Genomic DNA, 25,670 nt, shown 5'->3' with positions numbered 1-25,670 from the left:
CACCCGCGGGTTACAGCCTTCCCGTGGGGGAAAACTGGGCCGCGTCCTGTGAAAGTTCATGGGTTCGCAGTTCCGAAGCGGCCATGCGGCCGTACAGCGACTGCGGGTTGTTGTCCCGCAGTTCGGTCAGAATGGTGCGCCACTGCTCAACGTCTGAAGTCTTTTTATACAGCCGTGCCAGACGGTAGCGCAGTGCAGGATAGTCCACGTCGCCCGGTTTCACATGTTCGGCGTACTGTTTGGCCCAGTCCAGCGATTCCCGTGCTCTGCCGGAGCTTTCGGTGATATCCATAAGCAGGCTCAGCAGGTCTTTGATTTTTCCGTTATCCGCCTGTGCCGGATTTTTTTCGGCCATCTCGGTAAAATTGCGCAGGGCTCCCTGTGCCAGTTTGTAGGCTTCACCAAGATCGCGGCGCTTTTCGGCATCGCGCGCAAGAAAATACTGGGTGTAGGCTTCCTGACTCTGGGGTACATCCTGATCCGTCTTCAGGCGTTTCCACAACGCCGTGGCTTCTTCGGATTCTCCCGTGTTTTCCATGGCCAGAGCACGGGCATAATCAAGCTGGCGCTGCGCTTCCGGATTCAGTTCCCACAGCTCGGTGCGTTTTGCCAGATCTTTGATGTCGTCCCACTGTTCGTGCTGCAGGTATATGGAAAGGGCCAGATTGAGAGCCATTTCGCTGTACCTCGGCACTTTGAGTCCGCGGAAAAACGGGTCGATGATTTCCAGAGCCTTGGCCGGATCACCCCGTTCAGACATGCTCATGCCCAGAGCGATACGGCTTTCCGGAGTCAGCTCGCCTTCCTGCCCGCGCACGATGGGAAACTGATCCCATACCTGCATTATCCGCGCGTAGTTGTTCTGGTCTATGTTGTCGGCCACCTGAATGTTAAAGGCTTTCATGGCCACTTCACGCGCACGGGGCAGCAGCTCGCCCGCGGGGTATTTTTCGGCAAAGTCCGTGGCGGCTGCCATGGCTTCGGGGTACTGCCTGTTCCACAGATACCACATGGCCAGCTTGACCTGTGCCAGCGGCGCAAGATCACTCTGCGGGTGTTCGTTGATTATTTTCAGGTAGATATCCCGAGGACGCAGAGAAAACGGCCTGTCAAACACGGTGAACATGTCACCGATGCTGGGGGTGTCGTATATGCCTTCCTCGGCCAGACGCATGAGCGAGATCAGACCGCCGTCCCTGTCGGGAAATTTGCGCGCCGCCTCTTCATACACTTCACGGGCCGCATCGGTTTTGTCCTGCCGCAGATATATGTCGCCCAGCCTGGCCAGAATCAGGTCGGCCTCTTCACCGTCGGGATCGATGTTATAATATGTCCAGTAATGGATGCGGGCTTTTTCGTACTTCTGCATGCGGTATGACACATCGCCCATCATGTTCAGAAACGGCGGGTACTCCACATAAAAACGCGGCCAGCGTTTTTCGATGTAGTCCACAATCTGGTACGCCTGATCATAATAGCCCAGACGGTAGAGCGCACGGGCCAGCCCCACGGACGATTCGCGGACAAAACGGGAATCCGGATGGTTCTGCACCACAAACTGGAACTGGTCGGCGGCTTTCTGGTACTGGCCTTTATTGAAAAAGTGGTCGCCCCAGTAATAGTAGATGAGCGGAATATTCTCATCGTCGGGGTGTTCGCGCTTCAGTATGTTGAAATATGCTTCCGCCTCGCGGATGTTGCCTATCTTCAGGTTGATAAGCCCCATACGCAGCAGCGCGCCGGGGATGCGTTCGGAAGACAGGTTGTAGTTCATGGCCTCGGTCAGCGCGCTGGTGATGGTGTCGTAACTGGCCAGCAGGTCATCTTTTCCGCGCGAATACAGCACGTCGCTCAGCAGGTAGAGCATTTCCTCCTGCAGTTCCGGCTCCAGATCATTGCGGCGGCGCAGCTCCTCCAGAGTTTCAAGTGCGGTCTGCTGGTCGCCGTTGTTCATGGCGGCCTTGGCCCTGAAAAGCAGCTCGGCCGAAGTGGGCGGCGGGTCCACCGGGTTGCCGTCTTCGTCCACGTAGACGATTTCTTCCTGCGGAGCGGCCTTTTCCGTGCCGGAAACTTTTTCAAGCTCGCGGGGGGGCACCTGTACCGCATCACCTGAAGGGGCGGTGACACTGCCGGTGCTGACATCCGGCGCCGGAGCCTCGGGATAGGGCGGCGCTGTGCGTTCTTCCTGCGATATGGTACCGCCTGCGCTGTCACCCTGCGCCGCGGGCAGCGCAGTATCCGTCACGGGCTGACGGGCTGCGGGAGCGGCCACAGGCGGCTGTGCGGTTTGCGGTGGGGTGCTTTCCGCATTGTCTGCCTGCAGGTTTTGTGCGGCAGATGGCGCGGGTGCAGCCCCCGCCTCGTCAAGGTACGGCCCCGTGGCGGGGCCGATGACGCCGCGTACGGTATTTTCTGCCGTCTGCGGGGGAGCAGTGTCGTCCTCTGCAACGGGCAGCACTTCCACAGGCAGGGTCAGTTTGGGCGGTACCGGTTTCCATGCTTCGGGCCCGCCGGTGTTGATGCGCGAGCGGAATGTGTACGGCACGGAAAAAAACGGCTGAGGAGCCTGTTCCTGTGTCTGCGTACCGGCGGAAGGAGCCTGTCCGCCCCGTTGCTGTATTTCCGTCGGCGTGGCGTTGACGGGTGCGGGGCTGCTCTGCGGCGTGGCATTACGGCCGGAAAGTCCGCTTTTCAGCTGGTCGTTAAGTTCGCCGGAAATTTTCTGTGCGGCTTTGATAAGGTTGTCGGCGGCTGCCTGCAGGGCGGGGCGGTCGTCCAGTGTTTCCTCCGCTACCGGTGAGGAAGGGGCGGCAGCTGCCGGCGGCTGCACAACAGGGGTGCGGGCAGTGCCGGACGGGGCTGTGCTCTGCTGTGCCGCAGGCGGAGTCAGCGCGCGTCCTGCGTTGCCGGAAGAGTTGCGGGCCGATGGTCTTTCTGCCGGAGAGGGCGAGACGGCGCGGGCCGCCGGACCGGCTGGAGATGCGGTCTTTCTGCCCTGTGCGGCGGCCGCGGCAGCGGGAGGCTGTTCCGCGGGGGCGGCTTGTTCCGCCGGGCGCCAGCGTGTACCGACAGGGTCTGCAAAAAAATCGATGACAAGCCTGTTGCCCTGCCGGGGCAGCACTATGTAACCGAAGGCATCTGTGCGTGTGGCAATGGAAATGGTGTTGCCGGCGCTGCGTACCGTGCCGAGCAGCGCTGCGCTGTCCGTGGCGGGGCTGCCGGCGCTGCGGCTCAGCGTTTCGGGTGCGGGCAGCAGTACTGTGACGGTGCGTCTGCCGGTGCGCGAAACGGCGGCAGGGCCTACCGGCCTGTCCAGCTCTATGACCAGCCGTTCTTTTTGCGGGTGGGCGCCCCAATACCACGAAGCGGCCCTGCCTGTGGCGGGCAGAAGCAGGACAAGCCCCAGAGCGGCTGCGAGAAGCCGGATGATACCGGCGGAAAAGCTGCTGCGAATCACACCTTTCTCTTTTGCCATGTTCCGGACCGCAGGGGGCGGGTACCGGATTGTGTGCAGCGGGCTGCGGAGGTTGCCGGTCTGCCGCGCTGCCAGTGCAGGGATGCAAAAGGCGTGCAATGACCGGAGGATGATGCCGCAGCGTCTGCCGTGTGCCTGCCGTCGCTGCGGGCCCGCGGTATTCGGTCAGACGGCGGGGGCTGCAACCGCCGCCTGCAGCCGGATATATGCCGGCGGCGTAATAACGGCCGTGTGCCGGAATTATTTGTCCAGCTGACGTTTTTTCAATTTTTCGATGAGGGTTGTCCGCTTTACCCCCAGTATTTCAGCGGCCTGATTTTTGACGCCGTCCGCTTTTTCCAGTGCTTCCAGCAGCAGGCGTTCCTCCACGGTGTCTATGAACTGTTTCAGGTCCATCCCGCGCTGCTGCATGTCTTCGATGCGCGGCCACGCAAAGCCTTGCGGTGCCGGCGCGGGGGCCGGTTCGGGCACTTCGGGCAGCTGTGCCACATCTCCCACTGCGTCCAGAATTTTGCGGGGCAGGTCGTGGGGGCGCACGCTGTCTTCGTCGCACAGTATGCTCAGCCGCTCCATGAAGTTTTCCAGCTCACGCACGTTGCCCGGCCACGGGTAGGCCGCCAGAATGCGCCGGATGCCGTCGTCCAGCCGGAGAGCCGTGCGTCCTTTGCTGCGGCAGAATTTGCACAGGAAGTGCTCTGAAAGCATGAGAATGTCCGCGCCGCGTTCGCGCAGCGGAGGCAGGTGCAGCGGAATGACGTTGAGGCGGTAGTACAGGTCTTCGCGGAACCGGCCTTCGCGGACTTCTGTTTCCAGATCGCGGTTGGTGGCCGCCACTATGCGTACATCGACTTTGCGGGTGGCTGTGGCGCCGACGCGCTCGATTTCTTTTTCCTGCAATACGCGAAGTATCTTGACCTGCAGCGTCAGGTCCATCTCGCCTATTTCGTCCAGAAAAATAGTGCCGCCGTCCGCCACTTCAAAGCGGCCGGGACGCGTGCGGATGGCGTGGGTGAAGGCTCCCTTTTCGTGTCCGAAGAGTTCAGATTCGAGCAGCTCGCGCGGAATGGCGCCGCAGTTTATGGGCACAAAAGGTTTGTCCGCGCGCTGGCTGTTCATATGCAGCGCACGGACAAGCAGCTCTTTACCGGTACCGGATTCTCCGGTGACCAGCACTGTGCTGTCGGTGGGTGCCACTTTGGCGAGTACGCGAAAAAGATCTCTGAGCGAAGAGCTTTGCCCGATAATGCCGGCTGTCTTTAGCTCCATTGAGCCTCCGAACCCGCATGACTGCTGCGGGGAAATGGTATCACAGGTATCACATCGATGCGTGTCAAAAACATGACGCAAAGTCAACCCAAATCAGAAAAAATCACGGGAAGCCGGAGGGCTGGAACAGGGGACCGGAAAGATCAGACCATTTCGTCGATGAACGTGCCTGTCATTTCGTCCTGCGCGCGTATGGCCGCCGCGTTGGCTTCGTAGGCGCGCTGGTTTTCCATCATGGTCACGCTTTCACGCACCAGATCGGTGTCGCTGGGGGCTGCCGGTTCCTGCGCGCCATGTGTCTCTGCATTGAGAGCCTGCTCGCGCCGCAGTTCGTCCATGGCCTGCGACTCTTGCCTGCGGCGGATGTCGGCCACCTGTACGCCCTGATCCTGCGGGCCGGTTTCCAGAACCACTTCCCGCGATCTGAAGCCGTCGGTGGATGCATTGGCAATGTTGTCGGCAGTAACCGCCTGACGCATGGAAAAGGCGTTGAGCGCCTGAAGATTGCTTTCTATCCGCATGGCTCTGCCCTCCTTTGTGCAGAGTATAGCCACGGCTCTGCAGTTTGTCGATGCGTCTTATGCAGCCCGTTGATTATATAACAAGTGTTTACGGCATGCAGACAAGACAAGGCGCAGACTGCCGGTGTGTGCCGGTGACTGCGCCTGATGGTTGTGCTGCGCCGCTGTCTGCTGCCGGTGCGGTGCTGCGTACCGGCAGCGGCAGGCTATTTGTGTTTTTCAATACGGGCGAATGCGCTGTGGTTGTGTATGGACTCTATGCTTTCCACCTCGACCCGGAACCACGACACACTGGGATGGGCTTCCAGCTGCTGGGCCGCAGCGCGCACCACGTCTTCCACAAAAGTGGGATGGGCGAATGCGTCTTCGGTGACGAACTTTTCATCTTCGCGTTTAAGCAGCGTATACACCGGCGAAGAGGCGGAGCGTTCCGCCAGTTCGATGAATTCTTCCAGCCAGCAGAATTCCTTCATGCGCAGCGAGATGCGCACCAGTGCACGCTGGCTGTGGGCGCCTTCGTCGCTTATGGCTTTTGAGCAGGGGCAAACCGTCATGACAGGCACTTCCACATCAAGCATCATGGCGGGTCTGCCGTCGGCCAGTTCACCCGTAAGGCAGCAGTTGTAGCTTACAAGCCCGGGGCTGCCGGTTGCCGGTGCTTTTTTGGCGATGAAGTAGGGAAAACGGAAATGCACATGGGCTTTTCTGGCCTGCAGCCGCGTTTTCACATCTTCCAGCAGGCTTTTGATGGTACGGTAGTTCAGGTGTTCGTCCCAGTGAGCCAGCGCTTCGACAAAGCGGCTCATATGGGTGCCCTTGAAACGTGCCGGCAGCTCGACCCCGATATCCACCACGGCCACGGTATGCTGGTGTCCGTTGGCCCTGTCGCTGACAATGAGCGGCAGATGCAGGCTTTTTACACCCACGGTGTCAATGGCGAGAGGAACCTGCGAAGGGCTGTTCTGTACGTCTTCCATAATTTTTCCGGTTAGTCTGTTAGCGTGTTGCGTGCCGTGCCGAAAAGAAAAAACACCAAAAACCCCGGCCTTGCGCCCGGAGCTGCTGCCGGATCAGAGGCGGACCAGAGGCGGATCAGATCCGGACCAGAGGCGCATCAGAGCCGGATCAGGCCAGATCCTGTCCGGTGGTGGTCAGGCTCAGTTTGCCGTGTTTTACGCCGCGGGTGGATGTCAGCCTCTGGGCGAGGTTGCGCACGCGTTCTGCGGGGCCTTTGAGCACCAGCACTTCCAGGCAGTTGTCATGGTCAAGATGCACATGCAGCGTGGTGATGATGAGATCGTGCTCATCGTGCTGTATTTCTGTCAGCCGCTGCTGCAGGTCGCTTTTGTGATGATCGAAAACCAGTGTCAGGGTTCCCGCTATATCCCGTCCGGTATCTTCCCATTCCTGCTGGACAAGCGTGTTGCGGATGAGATCGCGGATTGCTTCCGAGCGGGTCTGATAACAGCGTTCATCACACAGGGCGTCGAATTTTTCCAGCAGGTCGGAGTCCAGTGAAACGCCGAATCGGATGGTCTGGCCCATAAGTTGCTCCTTGTGGTGATGCGTCTGGCGGACGGTGCCGCAAAGCGGTGCAGAGTCAGCGTGCGCGGCCTGCGCCGGAGGCGTCGCGGGTCAGTTCCCACAGGCGGACGGGCACCGGACATGTCTGTTCGTACAGGGCAGGGGTGGGCCGGTCTGCCAGCAGGCGGGACCGCCAGCCGCGTTCCTGCAGCGCTGTCTGGAAAAACTTGTACACACTTCGGCCCGGTTCCGCCAGCCATGCGCGTCCGTGCGGGGAAAGAACATGGTCTATGCAGTCGAGTACGGGGCCAACAAAACGTTTTTCGTACATTATGTCACCGCCCCACACCATGTCGATACTGCGGCGCCGTATGGCTGGATGCCGCCAGTCCATGACTGTCCACAGCGGTGCCGCTTCGTGCGGTATGCCGTTAAGGCGCACGTTGCGGCGCGCAAAGCGCAGCGCCTGTTCCTCGTAGTCCATGCCGATGACTCTGGCTCCGGCCCATGCTCCTGCAAGGGCAGTCAGCCCCAGCCCGCAGCCCATGTCCAGACACACTCTGCCATTCAGTTCGTGCCGCGCGGCATGAATCTGTTCCGCCAGAGCAATGCTGGAGGGCCAAAGTTCGGTCCAGTAGGGCAGGCGTTCGTCGTCGTCCAGATCGGCTTCGGACATGGCCTGCCACAGCGTTTCCAGATCGGCGGCGCGCTCCAGCGTCCAGGTGCGTCCGCATATGCGCACTGTGACGCTGGGGGTATAGCCGGTAAGTCGTGTTGTGGGGTTTGTCATGGTTCTCCGCAGGGCAGGATAGTTACCCCATGCCGGACATCACGTCCAGTACGGCGGCGGGTGCATTGACCGCGCAGAGCCCTGCCGCTAACATGTGCCTCTGCGCCGCGGGTTCCGTGCGGCAGTCTTTTTTCCGGAGATATTCATGAATGATTCGCCGCTGTCGTCGCTGCACCGCATGGTGTGGCTTTCTTTGCTGGCCGCACTGATTGCCGCCGGAGCCTTTATGTACGTGCCGGTGGGCCCTGTACCCATGACCCTGCAGGTGTACTTTGTGCTGCTGGCCGGTTTTGTGCTGGGCCCGGTGCACGGTATGCTCGCGGTGCTGCTGTATGTGCTGGCCGGAGCCGTGGGGCTGCCTGTTTTTTCCGGAGGCCGGTCCGGTTTTGCGCATCTGCTTGGTCCCACCGGAGGTTTTCTGGCTGGTTTTGCTGTGTCTGCATGGGCCTGCGGACTGCTGGGCGCGGGGCGGCGGCTGCCTTTTGTGCTGCAGCTTGCCGGTGCGCTGGCTGCACTGGCGCTTACCTATCTGCTGGGCACCCTGCGGCTTGCCGCGCTGCTGGACATGAAATTGACAGGGGCTGTGTCTGTGGCTGTTATTCCCTTTCTGGCAGGTGACTGCCTGAAAGCTCTTGCCGCGGTGCTTTCGTACCGCTTTCTTCTGACCAGAAGGTTGCTGCCGCAGTGATAGATGTGTCTTCTGTCTCGTTTACTTACGCCGGGGCCGGGGAACCGGTGCTGGACGGTGTGTCCTTGCATGTGGAGCGCGGTGCGCTTGTCTGCCTGTGCGGAGCCAACGGCAGCGGCAAATCCACTCTGCTTTATCTGCTGGCGGGACTTTTTTCGCCTGTTCAGGGTACCGTGAGAGTGGGCGGACACAGCAGTCCGGGCGCGGAACGCGCCCTGCGGGCGCAGTCTGCTCTGGTGCTGCAGGATGCCGACCTTCAGATAATCGGCTCCACTGTGGAGGAAGACCTGCTGCTGACCACGGGAACCGCCGGCGCTGCCGTTGCGGCTGCACGCGGTATGGCTGATCGGTTCGGTCTGGGCGGACACTGGAACAGTCCGGTGCAGACGCTGTCATACGGGCAGAAGCGTAAGTTGTGCCTTGCTGCGGCTGCGTTGCGCGCCCCGCAGCTGCTGTTGCTGGATGAGCCTTTCAGCGGCCTTGACTATCCGGCCATGTGTGAACTGCGCGGGCTTTTGCGGCACAATGCAGCAGAGGGGCTGACGCAGATTGTTTCTGTGCATGATGTGGAACCGCTGGCGGACATGGCCGATACCATGGCGGTGCTGCATAAGGGCAGACTGGCACTGGACGGAGCGCCCGAAGCGGTGCTGGAACATGCGGACGCCTATGGTCTGCGGGTACCGTGCTCGTGGCGCACAAACCGGACCATAGCGCCCTGGGCCTAGCCGCCGTTGCGCGCAGGCGAACCGGCGCCTGAAAGGTTGTTCTGCCATGCGGCATGCAAAAAGCCGCCGGTGTATTCCGGCGGCTTTTTGCATGCCGCATACCGCAAGGACTCCGCGCATTCTTGTACGGTCAAGTCCGCAGCGGCCGGCAACGGAGAAAAAAGTGGGGCCTCCGGCGGGTTGGGGGGGAAAGCCCGTCCGGAGGCCCGTGAAAGGTCTGAATTGCTGCCGTCAGAGCACCCTCTGCATTGGGGGGGGATGGGGCAGAGAGGTTGCGGCATTCAGATCCCGGGGAAACAGCGGCCGGCATTGGGGGGGTGAACGCCTGTAACCACAGCAAACTGCGTGCCGGTATGATAATATGCCCTGTATTCTTTTTTATGGTTATATTTTACAGTAAGTTATTCTTTGTGGCGATTTTGATTTCTCCCATGCAACGGGGGAGTGTGCGCAAATGCACGTGCGCTATCGCACGGGTGTGCGCAGGCGCGCTATTTCTGCAGGCGCCTGTGCAGTGCAAAGCGTGAAATGCCCAGATAGGCGGCAGCTTTGCTTTTGTTGCCGTCAAATTTGTCCACGGCCTTGCGCATTATCTGTGTAATCAGCCCTTCCAGGTCAAGACCGCCTTCGGGCAGGGTCAGCGCTTCCGGAGTCAGCGCACAGGTGCATGCAGCAGAGGTGCAGGGGGCTTCCTGCGGTGTATGCTCCTGCAGAAAACGCAGATGCCGCGGCTGCAGCAGGTGCCCGTCGTTGATGAGCACTGCCCGTTCTATGGCGTTTTCCAGTTCGCGCACATTACCCGGCCAGCGGTGCTGTTGCAGCATGGCCAGCGCTTCGGGCGCTATTTCGCGGAAAAGCTTTTTTTTGCGCGAGGCTTCGCGCAGCAGAAACATTTCAGCCAGCAGCGGAATGTCTTCGGGGCGGCTGCGAAGCGGCGGCAGGGTGATGTGTCCCACGGTGAGCCGGTGATACAGGTCGCGCCGGAAGGCTCCCTGCTCCACAAGTTGTGCCAGATTCTGGTTGGCCGCGCATATGACACGGGCTTTGAAAGTACGTTTTTTTACGCCGCCCACACGGTAGAATGTGTGTTCTTCCAGCACACGCAGCAGCTTGGGCTGCAGTTGCAGCGGCAGGTCGGCCACCTCGTCCAGAAACAGTGTGCCTGTGTCGGCTGCTTCCAGCTTGCCCGGCGAACCGCCGGAGCGGCTGCCGGTGTAGGCGCCTTCCTCGTGTCCGAATAGTTCGGCTTCGAACAGGTCGTGGGGAATGGCGGCGCAGTTGATGGCCACAAACGGGGTTTCCGTGCCTGTGTCACCGTAATGGATGAGTCTTGCCAGCACTTCCTTGCCTGTGCCTGTTTCGCCTTCCAGCAGCACCGGCACGGTGGGGTCGCGGTGAAAGATTCTCGCTTCATCCATGGCCCGGCGCATGGCGGGCGCCTGAGCCACCACATTGCCTATGCCTACAACGCGCTTCAGACGGCTGCGCACTTTTTCAAGGTCGGCCTTCAGGGTGCCGGTCACCTTGTCCACACGGGCGTCCAGATTTTGTCTGAGGTCTTTATTTTCCAGCAGCAGGGCCTGATGTTCGGCGCTGCGTTCGACCACGGCTGCCAGTTCGCGCGCATTGATGGGCTTTGCCAGATAATCGTAGGCGCCTTTGCGCAGGGCTTCGACGGCGGTGTGCATGTCGCCGTGGCCGGTGATGAGCACCACATCGCTGCTGCCGGTGGCAGGGTGTGCCTTCAGTTCTGTCAGCAGACTCAGCCCGTCCATTTCAGGCATGCGTATGTCGGTGATGACCAGCGGGTAATACTGCTGACGGGCCTGCCGCAGCGCGTCAACGGGGCTGCTGAACGCGTCTGGGTCGTGCCCCAGATCGCTCAGCACCACACTGAGGCTTTGCAGACTGTTGGTGTTGTCATCTATTATCATTATGCGCATGACAGTCTCCGGCGGGTTGCAGCAGTATGACAAAGCGGGCTCCCCGCTCCGGCGGCGGTCTGTCGCCGGCGTGCACCGACCCGCCCCACGTTTCTATGAAAGCATGTACAATGGAAAGCCCCAGCCCCATGCCGCTGCCGGTTTCCTTGGTGGTGAAAAAAGGGTCGAAAATACGTTCCTGCAGTCCGTTCAGACCGGGGCCGTTGTCTTCCACCACCAGCATGGCCATCCCTTTGGGAGCGGCAGCGGTGTGTATGGTGATGGTTTTTTCTGCAATGTCAACAGAGTCCAGCGCGTGCATGGCGTTGACCACCAGATTGATGACCACCTGTTCCAGCTGTACGGCATTGCCGTAAGCCACAGGCACCTGCCTGCCGAAATCCAGCTGCAGGGTGATGCCGTGTGACTGCAGTTGCGCGCCTACCAGCCCCAGCGCGCTGCGCACGGCTTCTTCCACCATCACCGGACCGCAGTGCGGGGTTTCCTCCTGCATGACCACGGCGCGCATGTGGGCGATTATTTCACGTATTTTGCCTGCCTCGCGCAGAATCCACGAAAGACGTTTGTACAGCACGTCCGGTTCAATGGAACCGTGTTTTTCAAGCATCATTTCCAGCCCGCTGGCATACAGCTGCAACGCGTTGAGCGGCTGGTTGATTTCGTGGGCTATGCCGCCGGCCAGTGTTCCCATGGCCTCAAGCTTGCGTGTGCGCTGCAGGCTCTGTTCCGCCTGACGCCTTTCGGTCACGTCATCCAGCATAAGTACGGATGTTCCCGCCATGTCTTCAGAATCCAGCACAGGGCAGACCACAATGCGGAATGTGCGTTCACCGGAAAGACTTTTCAGGGGCAGTTCCGTTTCCCATGTTGCTCCGGAAAGAATGGCAAGCAGCAGCGACTGTGCGGCGCCGGTGCCGGCGGGGGGGCTTTGCTGCGGCACCGGCGGTGCCGCGCTGCGTATAAGGCTGAAGAGATCATCCACAAACACACCGCCGGAAATGGTGCTGCCGAACCATTCGGTGATTTTGGGGTTCACCGCCTGAATGCATCCGTTGGCATCCACAACGGCTATGCCGGTGGCAAGGTTGTCGGTTATGGCTCTGTAGCGCTGTTCGCTGTGGATAAGCGCCTTCTGCGCCTTGAGGCTTTGCGAGATATCAAGCCCTATGACAAGCACGCATGTGCTGCCGTCATCCAGTGCAAAAGGATAGGCGAAAGTTCTGAATGCCTTGCCCGTGGGCTGGTGCTCCCACTCCGATATGGTCAGGGAATCTGTTTCAAATACATCGAACGGCGCGCATACGTCGCAGGGGCTTTGGCGGCCGTGAATGCACCGGTAGCAGGGACCGTATGCGTCGTCGCCGAACATTTCGCGGAAGGTGCGGTTGGCGTAACGGACGGTGTAATCCTGTCCGATAAGTGCGACAAAGGCCGGAAAGCGGTCAAGCAGAGGCGGTATGGTTCCGGGTGTGTCGGTCTGCGGCAGACGGTTTTCGGCCGGTTCGCAGGTTGCAACCGCAGTCTGCAGGGCTTTTTCTCCCGCTGTTATGCTGCGGCAGTGAACATTCAGGCGAAAGGTTGCACCGCCGTGGCTGAACACGCACGCAAAAGGCTGCGTGCGGTCCGAGCGCAGCCACACCTGCAACGGTGCGAGCGCATCCGCTTCTGCCAGTGCGGCATGCAGTGCGGCAGGCAGCTGCCGTATATCCCATCCTGTGAGCGGTCCGAGCACAGACCGTGCATAGGCCAGTCCGCTGCCTTTTGCGGCATCATCCGCAAGCAGCGACAGCAGGGTTGCCGTTGGTTCCGGCACTTCAAAGCGGACGGAACACGCAGTGGATTGATTTTCTGTGTGCATTCAGCGGCACTATGCGGTTTTTCGCAGGGCAGGTCAAAGGGCGGAGGAGGGCCGGGCATCCTGTCCGGAGGGGGCACCGGGGAAAAGCGGCAGGCGGATGACGAAACGCACGCCGCCGGATTCTGCCGGTTCATGATAAATGCTGCCGTTATGGTTCTGGGTAACGATGAAGTACGCGACGGAAAGTCCGAGTCCGGTGCCCTGTCCCACTTCTCTGGTGGTGAAAAATGGATCGAATATGCGCCGTGCGGTATCTTCATCCACTCCGGGGCCGTTGTCTTCCACCTCTATGCGTATATGGCGGGCATCAAGTGCCGTGCGTATGGTTATGCGCGGGGCTGTTGTTTTTCCGTGGGCAAGCGCCTGAGCGGCGTTGCGCAGCAGATGCAGCAGCACCTGTTCTATTTCTGCCGGACTGCAGGGCACGGGCGGCAGTCCTGATGCCAGCTCGACGTGCAGCGCTATGTCGCTGAAACACAGCTGCTCGGACAGACGGCATTCGCTGCGCACCAGCGTGATGACACGTTCCGTCAGTGCATTGATGTCGCTGGGCATGAGGACAGGAGTTCCTGTCTGGCTGAAGCTGAGCATGCTGCGCACTATGCCCGCCGCCTGTTCACCTGCGCTGCGCACGCTGTGCAGCAATTTGCGTATATTGCGTCTGCGGATATAGTCTTCCAGCCCTTCCGTGCTGATACCGCTGTCTGCCGCAGCCTGTATGTTTGCGGCAAGGCGGGAGTCGAGCCTGCGGCTTATGTTCTGGACCCCCTGCAGGATGGCGCCCAGCGGATTGTTGATTTCATGTGCCATGCCGGAAGCCAGCCCCCCCAGCGATATCATTTTTTCCGTTCTGGCTATAAGCGCTTCCAGTCTGTTACGCGCTGTCACATCGCGTATGACGCCTTCCACGGCCACGGGTTCCCCTGTTGTTTCATCGCGCACGAGCCGTGAATTGGTTTCTATAAGCACAATGCTGCCGTTTTTGTGGAGCATTTCAACCTGAACATTGGCCGCTGCTTCTTCGCGTTCCAGATGGCTGAGCAGTTTCCGGCGTTCATAGGGGTGTCTGTACAGGTCCTGTGCTATGTTTTTTCCTGCCAGTTCCTCCATGGAATAACCCAGCATGTCGGCCGCCGCAGGGTTGCATAATACAACGCGCCCCTGCATGTCGGCCCTGTAGAATCCGTCGCGGATGGTTTCGAAAATGGACCGGTACTGCCGCTCGCTTTCGGCAAGGGCTTTTTCGGTTTCCTGCAGCTTTTCCACCTGTATCTGCAGCTGCAGTGTACGGCGGGCAAGCCGTTTTTTCAGAATAACCAGCCAGCAGAGTCCTGCGGCCATGATGAAAAAAAGCGGGGTGAGCACCCATGCCGCGTAACGGCGCACCACTTCTTCTGCAGCCCTGCGTTCCAGCCGGCCGAACCATTTTTCGTAGATGACGTCAAATTCACCGGTCATTCTGAGATGGGCCAGCCCTTCATTGAAAATGACCATGATGTCTTTTCTGTCCGGTGCAAAACCGAAACACAGCGGGGTGGTGAGCAGTGCTTCTCCCGATACGGTGACGTTGGTGATGTTGTGTTCATACATAAGCTGCAGGGCCATGAGCCTGCCGAGCAGCGCTGCTTCTGCCCGTCCGTCCGAAACGGCCTGCAGAGCCTCCAGACGGGTGGTACAGGGCAGCAGGGTGCTGCCGGTCAGATGCTTCTGCGCGTATTCATGCATGATGTCGTTGCGCTGCACCGCCACCACGGCGCCTTTCAGGTCTTCTGCCGTCATGGCGCGGGAGCCTTTGCGCACGAAAATGGAATGCGAGACCACGGTATAGGGTTCTGAAAACAGAACCTGCCGCGCTCTTTCGCGCGTATAGTACATGCCGGTCAGCGCGTCGGTGTTGCCGGCGTCCAGTTCCGCCTTGATGACATGCCACGGTCCGGGGATGATCTGCACATGCAGCCCGCTGTCGCGGGCGATGGCCTGTACCAGGTCCACGGTGAAGCCCTGCGCCCTGCCGTAGGCCAGAAACTCGTAGGGCGGCAGGCTGTCATCACACCGGAATTCCAGTGTCTGCCCATGCGCGTGCCCTGCTGTCTGCAGGCACAGGCATAGTGCAAGCATCAGAAAAAAGGCGCATGAGCGGCGCATGAGGGCAGAAAAAACACGCATGCTGATTTCCGTCTGTACCGGTTGCCAAGACTCTGCCGGATACCGTGGGGGAACCGGCTGTCGGATAGTTTCTTACAGCGCGGGGGTAAAGGCAAGCCCGCAGCGGAGTTTGACCGTGCGGTGATAAAAAAAGCCGGACGCGGGCGTCCGGCTTTGCGTGCAGGGAATCAGAGCTTCTGGAGTACCCAGGAAACCCGCCCCACGATGCTGGAGTGGTGTTTGCCCAGCGGCAGGTACTGTTCCGGCAGGGCCGGATTTTCTGACCGCAGGATGAACCGCTGGTTCTGCGCGTCAAGAAATACGCGCCTGATGGCGATTCCTTCGTACGGTATGAATACGCCGTACAGCTCGCCGGAGATGATGCTCTTCTGCTGGGTGTCCAGGCAGACAAAAGCTCCCTTGGCGATAAGCGGTTCCATGCTGGTGGCATCCACGCGGAAGACCTGCATGGCGGCTCCGGCAAAGGACTGGGGCACGCTGAGCTTGCTCAGACTTTTATGCGGCAGTTCTTCTTCGGCGGCCTGATCGTCGTGCATGGCGTACACGGTGACCACGGTGCTTTTGGCATCGGGATCGCCGTATTTTGCCGGATCTTCAAAAACCTGCCCGGCGGCAGGCCCGTCCACCGGCTGGTAGCCCTGTTCGGTTCGCAGGTACATGGGGCCGCTGCCCATTTTCAGCCAGTCCGGATTAAGACCGAACTTTTCGAAAAGCTTCATGTACCAGTCCGAAGGCACGCTGTTGCGGCGTTTGGCATCGGAAATGCTGGACTGACGTATGTCCAGCACCTCGGCCAGTTCCACCTGCGTACGCGTGTTGGTGGCCATTTTGATGCGTTCGAAGACTTCATCGAATGTAGACACGATATTCTCCCGCCTTTTGTCGGTCGTGGTAACGGACCGAACGACATGCGCCGGCAAGCGGCGCGGATGTAAAGCGGACAGACCGGTACGCACGGCCCCCCATGGCCGCATCGGCGTATTCTGTCCGCGGTGTACGGTACAAGTTTTCCGGTAGCGGTTGCGTGTCTTAACCCCCTGTCTGGCAGACACAAAAACACACACCGGAAAGACAGCTTTGTTCAGGCGTACAGAACCATGCGACTTTGCTTTGATAACATGAAGTGCCGCTGGAATATGCAGGAGCCTGAAAGTATCTTCGGGGCTGTATATACAAAATGAATGCCATGTTCAATTGCATGGCGGACATTTTGAAGTTTTTTGCGTATAGGCTAGGCAGATGGCCTGAAAAAAGTGTCACATGGTACACTTGTGTCGAGTGACACAAGTGTACCATGTGACGTGGGGACGTATTACTGCAGATAGTTGAAGAAGTCTTCGTCAGAAGACATGATGATACGCGTTTTGCCTTTCAGGCTTTTTTCATATGCTTCCAGACTGCGCTTGAATGCGTAGAATTCCGGCGCCTGCTGCAGCGCTGCGGCATATACGCGTGTGGCTTCCGCTTCGCCATCGCCTTTGATAACTTCGGCGGAGCGCCGTGCTTCGGCCAGCATGACGGCACGCTCGCGGTCGGCCAGCGACCGTATTTTGGTGGCTTCTTCCTGCCCTTCGGACCGGTACTGCTTGGCCTGACGTTCGCGTTCGGCCCGCATGCGGCCGAAAATGGCCCGCTGGTTTTCCGGCGGCAGGTCAGCGCGTTTTATGCGCACATCCACCACTTCCATGCCGTAATCCTTCAGCAGTTCCGAAGACCGTTTGGTCACTTCTTCCATGATTACGGAGCGTTTGGACGAAATGACTTCGCTCAGCGGATAGCGACCCAGAAAGACTCGCATCTGCGAATAGACTATATCGTCAAGACGTGCCTGCGCACTGCGTATGGTGCGCACGGTACGGTAGAACAGCAGCGGGTCGGTAATGCGCCAGCGGGCGTAATTGTCAAGCAGCAGCGCTTTTTTGTCGCTGGTCAGCACTTCTGCCGGATTGGCATCATATTCCAGTATCCGGGCGTCAAGATAGATGATGTTCTGGATGAACGGCATCTTTACATGCAGGCCCGGTCCCATCACTTCGCCTACCGGTTCACCCAGCTGCAGCACTATGGCTTTTTCTGTCTGGTGCACGGTGTACAAAGACTGCACGGCAGCCACTATGACAATAAGGGCCGCGAGCAGTGCCGGAACGGTTTTCTTGCTCATTGCTGCGCTCCCTTTCTGGCGCGGTCCGCGTCCAGCTTGTCCAGCGGCAGATACGGCACTACGCCGCCCGCTTTACCGCTCAGAATAATTTTTTCAAGATCAGGGTTGGAAAGAATGGTTTCCATTGTTTCCAGATACATGCGCTTGCGTGTGATATCCTTGGCTTTGTTGTATTCGGCAAGCACGTTGACAAAGCGCGCCGATTCACCCTTGGCATCACGGATTCTGGTTTCCTTGTATGCCTCCGCCTGGTTGATTATTTCGGCGGCAAGACCGCGTGCACGCGGCAGAATTTCATTCTGATAGGCTTCGGCTTCGTTGATTATGCGGCTTCTGTCTTCGCGTGCGCTTGCCACATCCTTGAAGGCATCTATGACTTCTTTGGGGGGGTGCACATCCTGCATCTGCACGGCAACCACATGCACACCGGCGTTGTAGTTATCAAGAATGCCCTGCAGCAGGTCACGCGACTTGTTCTGTATGTCCAGTTTACCGCCCGTCAGGGCAGAGTCGATGGCATTGTAGCCTATGACCTCACGCATGGCGGCTTCGGCGGCGCTTTTTACTGTCCAAGCCTGCTGCGAGACATTGAACAGAAAGGCCACAGGGTCTTTTATCTGGTATTGCACGATGAACTGCACGTCGACGATGTTTTCGTCGCCCGTGAGCATCAGAGACTCTTCCTTCACCGGACGCAGCTGCCCCTGAGAGAAACCCTCGGAGCTTCTGAAGCCCACTTCCACGCGGCGCACCTGCGACACCTTGGGGGTGTACGCTGTTTCCATGGGGAAGGGCATGTGATAGTGAGGGCCGGGCTGGACGGTTCTGTTGTATTCGCCGAAACGCAATACAACACCGACCTCGTCCGGTTCCACGATGAAGACGCCCGAAAAAAGCCACAGCAGCACCAGCAGTGCCAGAGCAAGCTTACCTACGGGAAAGCGGAACTCACGCAGCTTTTTGATTCCGTCTCCGAGCGGATCGGAGCCGGGGTCCTTGGGGCCCCAGTTGCCGGGCGGTGTTCCGCCCGACTGCCTCTGCCGTTTTTCTTGCAGTTTTTCCCAGTCCCAGTTCATAATACCGAAAAATAGGGCAGTTGCGAGGGGCGGTCAAGTGGGATAGCCATAAAGTTTAGGAATGTCGCAACGCGGACGAAACTGTCGCACCTAACGGAGAACGTATGAAACCGGTTAACAAGGCTGTTTTCAGGGCTTATGATATTCGCGGTCTGGTGGATGTGGACTTTGATGAAGAATGGGTGGAACTGCTGGGCAGGGCCGTGGGCACCTATATGCTGCGGCGCGGCATCGGCGCGGCGGTTACGGGGCACGACTGCCGGCACAGTTCTCCGGGGTACCATGCCGCACTGACCCGCGGCATGCTTTCCACCGGACTGGACGTGACCAGTGTGGGCATGGTGCCTACACCTGTGCTGTATTTTGCGGTCAGGCACCTGAACAGACAGGGCGGGGTTGTCATCACTGCAAGCCATAATCCGCCTGAATATAACGGGTTCAAGGTGTGGGCGGGCCGCACCACCATTCATACAGACCAGATAACAGCCATATACGACATACTGGCCGCACGCGATTTTGAATCGGGCAGCGGCGCAGGGTGCGATGTGGACATTATTCCGGACTATATCGAGGCGGCTTCGCGCGATATAACGCTCAGGCGGCCGGTGCGGGTGGTGCTGGACGGCGGCAACGGCGCCGGGGGGCTGGTGTGTGCGGAGCTGCTGCGGCGTATCGGCGCCGATGTTGTGGAGCAGTACTGCGAGCCGGACGGCAGTTTTCCCAACCATCATCCGGATCCTGTGGTGGAAAAAAACATGGGTGACCTGCAGGCACGCGTGCGGGCTGAAAAAGCCTGCTGCGGCATAGGACTGGACGGTGATGCGGACAGGCTGGGCGTGGTGGACGAAAACGGGCGGCTGCTGTTCGGCGATCAGCTGCTGGCCATGTATGCCCGCGATACGCTGCGCCGTTTTCCCGGTGCGCTGGTAATGGGAGACGTGAAGTGCTCGCACCTGCTTTTCAGAGATATCGAACAGCACGGTGGCCGCCCGCTGATGTGGATAACCGGACATTCGGTCATGAAGGCCAAAATGCTTGAAGCAGATGCCAAGCTGGCGGGGGAAATGAGCGGTCACATGTTTTTCAATGACCGCTGGTACGGTTTTGATGACGCCATTTACGGAGCCGCGCGTTTTCTTGAAATTCTTGCGGCGTCGGATCAGCCTGTTTCGGCCATGCCGGGCTGGCCGGAAACAGCCAGTACGCCGGAACTGCATATGGAATGCCCCGATGCCGTGAAGTTTGACATTGTACGCAGAGCGCAGGAATTTTTCGGCAGCCGGTATACAGTAGATACCATTGACGGTGTGCGGCTGCTGTTTGAAGATGGCTGGGGACTTGTGCGCGCTTCCAACACCCAGCCTGTGCTGGTGCTGCGCTTTGAGGCGCAGACGGCCGAGAGACTGGCACAGATACGTGCCATTGTTGAAAATCCTCTGCGGGACTGGGTAGCACAGGCTGTGAAGGCGCAGGCCTGAAAACGGCGCGGATGCCTGCGGCGCGCGCTGCAGGCGGTGTATCTTTTTACTGCTGCGGGTTGCCCCTGCAGCAGCATTGCAGACCGCGCTTCAGCGGCGGTACGGAGTTACGCGTATGAAGATTTTACGCGCTTCACGCATGGAGCGCTGCATAGGATGTCATTCCTGTTCACTGGCCTGTGCGCGTCTGGTGCACAAAAGGCTTTCATGGAATACGGCAGGAATCAGAATTTCCTCGGCCGGCGGTCTTTCCACGGGGTTCGAGGCGCGCACATGCGTGGCGTGCAATCCCGCCCCGTGTGCCACCGCCTGCCCCACCGGAGCATTTTCACAGCGCAAGGGCGGCGGTGTCAAAGTGGACAGGTCGCTGTGCATCCGCTGTGGCAATTGTGCGGAGGCCTGTCCTGTTGAGGCCATTTATATCGATCCTGAAGAGTCGTTTCCCTACGTCTGCATTCACTGCGGGCGCTGTGTGCCTTTCTGCCCGCATGCCTGTCTTGAGCTGGCAGATGCCGATGAAGGCCGGCAGGAATACGGCGGCGGGCAGGGCACCGGGACCGGTCGCGACCACGGAGGCCAGTGATGCGTATTGATTTCACATCGTCAAGAGTTCTGCATGTGGACATGGAGAGCGGGGCATCGCGGGTTATCAGTTTCGGCACCCGCAGCGCGCATCTGGGCGGCAGCGGTCTGGCGGCGGCACTGTACACCGAATACGGTCTGGCGGACGCTCCCGCCGATGACCCGCGGCAGCCGCTGATTTTCGCCATCGGTCCGCTTACGGGCTTTTTTCCGCTGATGAGCAAGGTTGTCTGCGGATTCCGTTCTCCGTACACCGGCGAATGGTCCGAAAGCCATGCAGGAGGCCGGCTGGCGCTGGCCATGCGGTTTTCCGGTTACGATGCGCTGATGATTACCGGCAGGGCCCGGTCTCTTTCGTGTCTTGTGGTGGGGTCGCGTCGGGTGGAAATGCATGATGTGCACTACATGCGCGGGCAGGATGTGTTTACGGCGGGCAAATATATGCGCAGGTTCGGCGCCGACAGGCACGGACACCGCAGCTCGCTGCGCATCGGCCCCGCGGGAGAAAACGGTCTGGGCTACGCCTGCATCAATGTCGATTCGTTTCGTCATTTCGGCAGGATGGGGTCGGGCGCTGTGATGGGGGGCAAAAAGCTCAAAGGTATCGTGGTGCTGGGTGACGGCAGTTTCACGCTGCCGGAAGGAAAAGCCTATCCCGCTCTTTTCAAAAAGATTTATTCAGATGTCACCGGTACGGACATGATGCGTAAGTATCATGATCTCGGTACGGCGGAAAATCTGCTTGTGCTTAATGAGTTGCATGCGTTGCCGTGGCGCAACCTGCAGCAGACATCGGACCCGCAGATAGACGGCATTTCAGGCGAGCGCTTTGCAGAACAGCTGCTGCTGCGTCAGACTGCCTGCGCCGGCTGTCCCGTGGGCTGCATTCACATAGGGCTGTTGCGCCAGCAATTCGCCAGCGATCATGAATATCTGTACAAGCAGGTGTCTTACGACTACGAACCTATCTTTGCACAAGGCTCCATGCTGGGCATTACCAACGCCTCTGACGTGCTGGCGCTGCTGGATGAAACCGAAAAGGTGGGGCTGGACTGCATGAGCAGCGGCGTGGCGCTGGCATGGGCGGCAGAAGCGCTGGAAAAAGGCGTGATAAGCGAAAAAGAGACCGTCGTGCCGCTGCGGTTCGGCGATGTGCACAGCTTTATTGCCGCCATGGGGCATCTGGTGCGCGGCACCAACGATTTTTACCGTCTGCTGGGACAGGGCGCCGCCAAAGCTGCGGCAGAATACGGCGGCGAAGATTTTACCTGTGTGCTGGGGCAGGAAATGGCCGGGTATGCCACCGGCGAAGTGTTTTTTGTTTCGCAGGCCATGGGGTTCCGTCATTCGCATCTGGATAGCGGCGGGTACGCATACGACCAGTCGGCCAAGGATAAGGACGTCGATAAGGCAATAGATTTTCTGGTGGACGACGAACATAAGCGAGTGCTTATTAACTGTATGGTTTCATGCATGTTCGCCCGCAAAGCCTATACGCCGGAACGCTTGCAGGAGGCGTTGTCTTCACTGGGCATGACTGAGGCTGCCGACGCGCTGACGGACGCGGGACGCATGGTGCAGCGCGAACGGTGGCGGCTGAAGATTGCCACCGGATACGATGTGAATGCGGTGCGTATTCCCAAGCGGTTCAAGGAAGTTGTCACATGGAAAGGGCCTGTGGATGTGGCGTATATGGATGCCCTGAAGCAGCGGTATGCCCGGGCCATACTGGATATGGCCGCCGCAGGCGGCGGGGAGAACTGACAGATGTTTTTCAGAGCGCGGGGCGGCAGACGCAGCCCGCTTGTAAGGGGCGGCAGCTTTGGTGAAAAGCTGTTCAGGCTGCTGCTTTTGCTTGGCGTGTTCGCGCTGTGCGGCTGGGGTTTCTGGTACAATTCCGGCGCGGCACTGCAAAACCTGCAGTCGCGCGGGGCAGTATGGGACGAAACCGGTCTGCTGACTGAAGATGACCTGAAAGGTTTGCGGGTGATGGCTACCAGATTCAATGCCGAATACGGCATTGTGGTGCGCATTCAGGTGCGCAAGGGGCAGGTGACCCTGCCGCAGCCTGATTCCCGCACGCTGTTTATCATTATCAGCCCTGCCCACAATCAGGTGCTGGTCGAGTTTCCCCCGCTGGTGCGCAAGTCACTGGGCGAAGAATTCATGTATTCGTTGCAGAATACCCACTTTATCCCTTATTTTGAAAACGGCCAGTGGGGACTGGCCCTTGCGGATGCACTCAAAAAAATATGGAGCGGCCTTGGCCGCCCTTGACGGCGATACATTTATGAAACAAGTGGATATATTCACGGACGGGTCGTGCCTTGGCAACCCCGGTCCCGGAGGCTGGGCCGCGGTGTTGCGGTATGCCGGCACACAGAAGGAACTGGGGGGCGGTTTTTCGGGTACAACCAACAACCGCATGGAAATACTGGCTGTTATCGAAGGGCTGGAAGCTCTGCAGGAGCCGTGTACTGTTAATTTGTACACCGATTCGCAGTATGTGCGGAATGCCGTTGAAAAAAAATGGCTTGATTCGTGGCAGCGCAACGGGTGGAAAACGGCCGCCCGGAAGCCGGTAAAAAATAAAGACCTGTGGCTGCGGCTGCTGCCGCTGCTTGCCCGGCATACTGTCAAATTTCACTGGGTGCGCGGACACAGCGGGCATCCGGAAAACGAACTGTGCGATACCATTGCCCGCGGGCATGCTTCGCGTGGCGGGCTGCCGCCGGACACGCAGGCTGCAGGCTGAACAACAGACCCGGGTGTTTTCATAAGGGGTGTTTTTTATGCAGGCAGAAGCCATACCGGCACAGGCCAGACGCAGCGCCGGAGTCAGTCTTTCCATCGGAACGGGAACACGTCTGCTCCTGAACTTCAGCGGGATGCGCGAAAATCTTTCGTCGGAACTCATCGGACTGTATCCGTACGAGTTTCTTATTTTCAAGATGCCGCTCATACCGGGCATACGCAACAAGCTGCTGCCGGGCGAAGGTGTGACGGTGCGCTATATGCAGGGGGGCAGCATTTTCGGCTTCAGCACATGCATCCTCAACCATGTGCTAAAACCTGCCTCGCTTGTTTTTGTGGAATATCCGGAGTTTGTGGAACAGCTTGATCTGCGTCAGCACAGGCGGGTCGACTGCCTGCTGCCGGGAAAGGTGCACTGCCGCCACGGAGAATACCGCTGCGTGCTTGCCGACCTGAGCCCCGGCGGCGGAAAAGTGGTGCTGGATGTCAAGGCATCTGATCCGGTTAAAAGTCTGGGTGTGGGCGATATGCTGATTCTGCGTCTGGGACTTTTTGCCGGTAAAGGTGATGTGTCTGTTTCGTGCCTGCTGAAAAATATCGCGCAGGATGCTTCGCGGCTGCAGCTGGGGGTGCAGTTCCGCGATATGGGCGAGGACGAGTGCTGCCAGATACGTGACTATCTGGAACAGGTGTCCACTGCAGTCTGACGGCACGGCCGGAAGACGGGCCTGTCATGCGGGGCTGATACAGGGCGCCGGTCTGCAACGCGTGTGAGCGCGCCGCTACGCTAAAAAGGATACAGGGTGGTCGAGTGCCGCTGGGATTCGAATGGATGGCCGATGCCCATATATGGTGGGCAGGGCTGGTCAAGCCGTTGCTGCGGCTTGTTTTTTTTCTGTCAGTAAGCCTGCTGGCGGCGAATATTATCGAGGCGCTCAACTGGACGCGGGGAGTCGCCAGAGTGGCGGCACCGCTGGTGCAGCTGGGGCATCTGCGGGATGTTTCCGGTGCGGCCTTCTCTCTGGCGTTTGTTTCTTCCATAGCGGCAAACACCATGCTGGCCGAAAGTCACGAAAAAGGGGAACTGTCGCGGCGGGAGCTTGTTTTTGCAAATATTTTCAATTCAATGCCCGCGTATTTTGTCCACCTGCCCAGCATGGGCATGCTGGTTGTTTCTGTTCTCGGCGGAGTGGGGGCCGTGTATGTAGGGCTGACTCTGGCGGCAGCGGTGCTGCGCACCCTGTCTGTCATTGTTTTCGGTCGTATTTTTCTGCCTCCCGTGCCCGAAGGCTGTGTGTCATGCCGTCTGGAAGAATACAGGCCCGCCACATGGGGTGAGGCTGTGCAGCGCAGCCTGCAGCGTTTTCGCCGGCGCATGCCCCGCATTCTGTATATCACTGTACCGGTGTACTGCTGTGTGTTTGTTTTGCAACGCTCGGGCGGCTTTGCGGTTGTCGAGCGGTTTATGCAGGACCATGTGACGTTTCTGGCTTTTCTGGAACCGCAGACGCTGTCTGTGGTTATTCTGCACATTGCGGCCGAGTTCACTCCTGCCATATCGGCGGCCGGTGCGCTGCTGGATTCCGGAACTATCGCATGGCGCGAGATTGTACTGGCTTTGCTGGCGGGCAATGTCCTTTCCACTCCCATGCGTGCCTTCCGTCACCAGTTTCCTTCATATGCGGGGATTTTCAAACCCCGCCTTGCTCTGCATCTCATTGTCATCAACCAGTGTCTGCGCGCGGGCAGCATCGTTGCGGTGGGCGTGCTTTTTTTCTATGCCACGCTGTAGCCTGCACCAAACCGGCGGTCTCGGGCGGTGATCCGGCACTGTGTAGCTACGGAACAGGCGACGGGACACCATAGGTAATTTCTGCTTCTGTGATGTCCGTTTCCGCTCCGGTAGTTAAGGCGATGGACAGCCCGCAGCAGCCGCAGCCCTTTGTGATCTCGGCGATGGACAGTCTGCAGCAGCCGCAGCACTATCCGGCCTCTAGGTTTTGACGCATGGCTTGACCGGCGATGTTTCAAGCCGTCTCGGTGTTGCGGCACCGCATGTACTTGCCACTCCCATGCGTGCCTTCCGTCACCGGTTTCCTTCATATGCGGAGATTTTCAAACCCCGTCTTGCTCTGCATCTCATTGTCATCAACCAGTGTCTGCGTGCGGGCAGCATCGTTGCGGTGGGCGTGCTTTTTTTCTATGCCACGCTGTAGCCTGCACCAAACCGGCGGTCTTGGGCGGTGATCCGGCACTGTGTAGCTACGGAACAGGCGACGGGACACCGTAGGTAATTTCTGCTTCTGTGATGTCCGTTTCCGCTCCGGTAGTTAAGGCGATGGACAGCCCGCAGCAGCCGCAGCCCTTTGTGATCTCGGCGATGGACAGTCTGCAGCAGCCGCAGCACTATTCGGCCTCTAGGTTCTGACGCATGGCTTGACCGGCTATTTTTCAAGCCGTCTCGGTGTTGCGGCACCGCATGCCCTTTCCACTCCCATGCGTGCCTTCCGTCACCGGTTTCCTTCATATGCGGGGATTTTTAAACCCCGCCTTGCTCTGCATCTCATTGTCATCAACCAGTGTCTGCGCGCGGGCAGCATCGTTGCGGTGGGCGTGCTTTTTTTCTATGCCACGCTGTAGCCTGCGCCAAACCGGCGGTC

23 protein-coding genes are annotated in these 25,670 nt (G+C 59.1%); 11 read left to right on the top strand and 12 right to left on the bottom strand.

Features of this window, described 5'->3' with window-relative positions:
* Positions 1-10: 10 nt before the first annotated feature.
* The 6 genes from ACZ5D1_RS12895 to ACZ5D1_RS12870 all read right to left on the bottom strand — a co-directional run bounded on the left by ACZ5D1_RS12895 (position 11) and on the right by ACZ5D1_RS12870 (position 7,576).
* Complete coding sequence (locus ACZ5D1_RS12895; RefSeq protein ID WP_464555074.1) at positions 11-3,457, bottom strand: tetratricopeptide repeat protein; 3,447 nt, start codon at positions 3,455-3,457, stop codon at positions 11-13.
* 258 nt (positions 3,458-3,715) lie between these two features.
* Positions 3,716-4,741, bottom strand: a complete 1,026-nt coding sequence (locus ACZ5D1_RS12890) for a sigma-54 interaction domain-containing protein (RefSeq protein WP_011368731.1) — start codon at positions 4,739-4,741, stop codon at positions 3,716-3,718.
* Between the two features lie 143 nt (positions 4,742-4,884).
* Positions 4,885-5,262: a flagellar basal body rod C-terminal domain-containing protein gene (locus tag ACZ5D1_RS12885; RefSeq protein WP_011368730.1), complete on the bottom strand. Its 378-nt coding sequence runs from the start codon at positions 5,260-5,262 to the stop codon at positions 4,885-4,887.
* 206 nt (positions 5,263-5,468) lie between these two features.
* Positions 5,469-6,239 carry a GTP cyclohydrolase FolE2 gene (folE2, locus tag ACZ5D1_RS12880; RefSeq protein ID WP_011368729.1) on the bottom strand — a complete coding sequence of 257 codons (771 nt, stop codon included), beginning with the start codon at positions 6,237-6,239 and terminating at the stop codon, positions 5,469-5,471.
* A gap of 148 nt (positions 6,240-6,387) precedes the next feature.
* On the bottom strand, positions 6,388-6,807 hold the full coding sequence (nikR, locus tag ACZ5D1_RS12875) for a nickel-responsive transcriptional regulator NikR (RefSeq protein ID WP_011368728.1): 420 nt from the start codon (positions 6,805-6,807) through the stop codon (positions 6,388-6,390).
* Positions 6,808-6,862: 55 nt separating this feature from the next.
* Positions 6,863-7,576 carry a class I SAM-dependent methyltransferase gene (locus ACZ5D1_RS12870; protein ID WP_464555073.1) on the bottom strand — a complete coding sequence of 238 codons (714 nt, stop codon included), beginning with the start codon at positions 7,574-7,576 and terminating at the stop codon, positions 6,863-6,865.
* A 145-nt stretch (positions 7,577-7,721) separates the two neighbouring features.
* Here ACZ5D1_RS12870 and ACZ5D1_RS12865 point away from each other — a divergent pair, with 145 nt between their 5' ends.
* Both ACZ5D1_RS12865 and ACZ5D1_RS12860 read left to right on the top strand, forming a co-directional pair.
* Positions 7,722-8,264, top strand: coding sequence for a biotin transporter BioY (locus ACZ5D1_RS12865; protein WP_011368726.1), 543 nt, complete (start codon positions 7,722-7,724; stop codon positions 8,262-8,264).
* Complete coding sequence (locus ACZ5D1_RS12860; protein ID WP_464555071.1) at positions 8,261-8,992, top strand: energy-coupling factor ABC transporter ATP-binding protein; 732 nt, start codon at positions 8,261-8,263, stop codon at positions 8,990-8,992. Before ACZ5D1_RS12865 ends, ACZ5D1_RS12860 begins: the two co-directional genes overlap by 4 nt.
* A 491-nt stretch (positions 8,993-9,483) precedes the next feature.
* Here ACZ5D1_RS12860 and ACZ5D1_RS12855 read toward each other — a convergent pair whose 3' ends face one another.
* From ACZ5D1_RS12855 to hflK, 6 genes are all read right to left on the bottom strand, one after another.
* The gene (locus ACZ5D1_RS12855; RefSeq protein ID WP_011368724.1) at positions 9,484-10,935 is read right to left on the bottom strand and encodes a sigma-54-dependent transcriptional regulator; all 1,452 of its coding nucleotides are present in this window, start codon (positions 10,933-10,935) and stop codon (positions 9,484-9,486) included.
* A complete protein-coding gene (locus ACZ5D1_RS12850; RefSeq protein WP_464555070.1) occupies positions 10,913-12,793 on the bottom strand; it encodes a PAS domain-containing sensor histidine kinase in 1,881 nt (626 codons plus the stop codon). Before ACZ5D1_RS12850 ends, ACZ5D1_RS12855 begins: the two co-directional genes overlap by 23 nt.
* 33 nt (positions 12,794-12,826) lie before the next feature.
* Positions 12,827-14,959, bottom strand: a complete 2,133-nt coding sequence (locus tag ACZ5D1_RS12845; RefSeq protein WP_051364050.1) for a transporter substrate-binding domain-containing protein — start codon at positions 14,957-14,959, stop codon at positions 12,827-12,829.
* A gap of 167 nt (positions 14,960-15,126) precedes the next feature.
* Positions 15,127-15,822: a LexA family transcriptional regulator gene (locus ACZ5D1_RS12840; protein WP_011368721.1), complete on the bottom strand. Its 696-nt coding sequence runs from the start codon at positions 15,820-15,822 to the stop codon at positions 15,127-15,129.
* A 449-nt stretch (positions 15,823-16,271) separates the two neighbouring features.
* Positions 16,272-17,120, bottom strand: coding sequence for a protease modulator HflC (gene hflC, locus ACZ5D1_RS12835; protein ID WP_011368720.1), 849 nt, complete (start codon positions 17,118-17,120; stop codon positions 16,272-16,274).
* A complete protein-coding gene (gene hflK, locus ACZ5D1_RS12830; protein WP_011368719.1) occupies positions 17,117-18,196 on the bottom strand; it encodes an FtsH protease activity modulator HflK in 1,080 nt (359 codons plus the stop codon). Before hflK ends, hflC begins: the two co-directional genes overlap by 4 nt.
* Before the next feature lie 104 nt (positions 18,197-18,300).
* Between hflK and ACZ5D1_RS12825 the strand changes: the two genes are divergently transcribed.
* The 9 genes from ACZ5D1_RS12825 (at position 18,301) to ACZ5D1_RS12785 (ending at position 25,650) form a co-directional block, all read left to right on the top strand.
* Complete coding sequence (locus ACZ5D1_RS12825) at positions 18,301-19,674, top strand: phosphomannomutase/phosphoglucomutase (protein ID WP_011368718.1); 1,374 nt, start codon at positions 18,301-18,303, stop codon at positions 19,672-19,674.
* 115 nt (positions 19,675-19,789) lie between these two features.
* Positions 19,790-20,257, top strand: a complete 468-nt coding sequence (locus tag ACZ5D1_RS12820) for a 4Fe-4S binding protein (protein WP_011368717.1) — start codon at positions 19,790-19,792, stop codon at positions 20,255-20,257.
* On the top strand, positions 20,257-22,020 hold the full coding sequence (locus ACZ5D1_RS12815; RefSeq protein WP_011368716.1) for an aldehyde ferredoxin oxidoreductase N-terminal domain-containing protein: 1,764 nt from the start codon (positions 20,257-20,259) through the stop codon (positions 22,018-22,020). The genes ACZ5D1_RS12820 and ACZ5D1_RS12815 overlap by 1 nt, the downstream gene beginning before the upstream one ends.
* Positions 22,021-22,023: 3 nt before the next feature.
* Positions 22,024-22,533, top strand: a complete 510-nt coding sequence (locus tag ACZ5D1_RS12810; RefSeq protein WP_011368715.1) for a TPM domain-containing protein — start codon at positions 22,024-22,026, stop codon at positions 22,531-22,533.
* Between the two features lie 13 nt (positions 22,534-22,546).
* Entirely contained in the window at positions 22,547-23,011 is a 465-nt protein-coding gene (rnhA, locus tag ACZ5D1_RS12805) for a ribonuclease HI (RefSeq protein ID WP_027182448.1), read from the top strand.
* A 37-nt stretch (positions 23,012-23,048) separates the two neighbouring features.
* Complete coding sequence (locus ACZ5D1_RS12800) at positions 23,049-23,717, top strand: flagellar brake protein (protein WP_011368713.1); 669 nt, start codon at positions 23,049-23,051, stop codon at positions 23,715-23,717.
* Between the two features lie 125 nt (positions 23,718-23,842).
* Positions 23,843-24,802, top strand: coding sequence for a membrane protein (locus ACZ5D1_RS12795; protein ID WP_011368712.1), 960 nt, complete (start codon positions 23,843-23,845; stop codon positions 24,800-24,802).
* A gap of 208 nt (positions 24,803-25,010) precedes the next feature.
* Positions 25,011-25,226 carry a hypothetical protein gene (locus ACZ5D1_RS12790; protein ID WP_464555067.1) on the top strand — a complete coding sequence of 72 codons (216 nt, stop codon included), beginning with the start codon at positions 25,011-25,013 and terminating at the stop codon, positions 25,224-25,226.
* Between the two features lie 220 nt (positions 25,227-25,446).
* Entirely contained in the window at positions 25,447-25,650 is a 204-nt protein-coding gene (locus ACZ5D1_RS12785) for a hypothetical protein (protein ID WP_464556572.1), read from the top strand.
* Positions 25,651-25,670 lie beyond the last annotated feature (20 nt).

It is taken from the genome of Oleidesulfovibrio vietnamensis, assembly GCF_055388115.1.
Note: the sequence above shows the minus strand (reverse complement) of the source record. Positions and strands in the feature narration are given on the sequence as shown.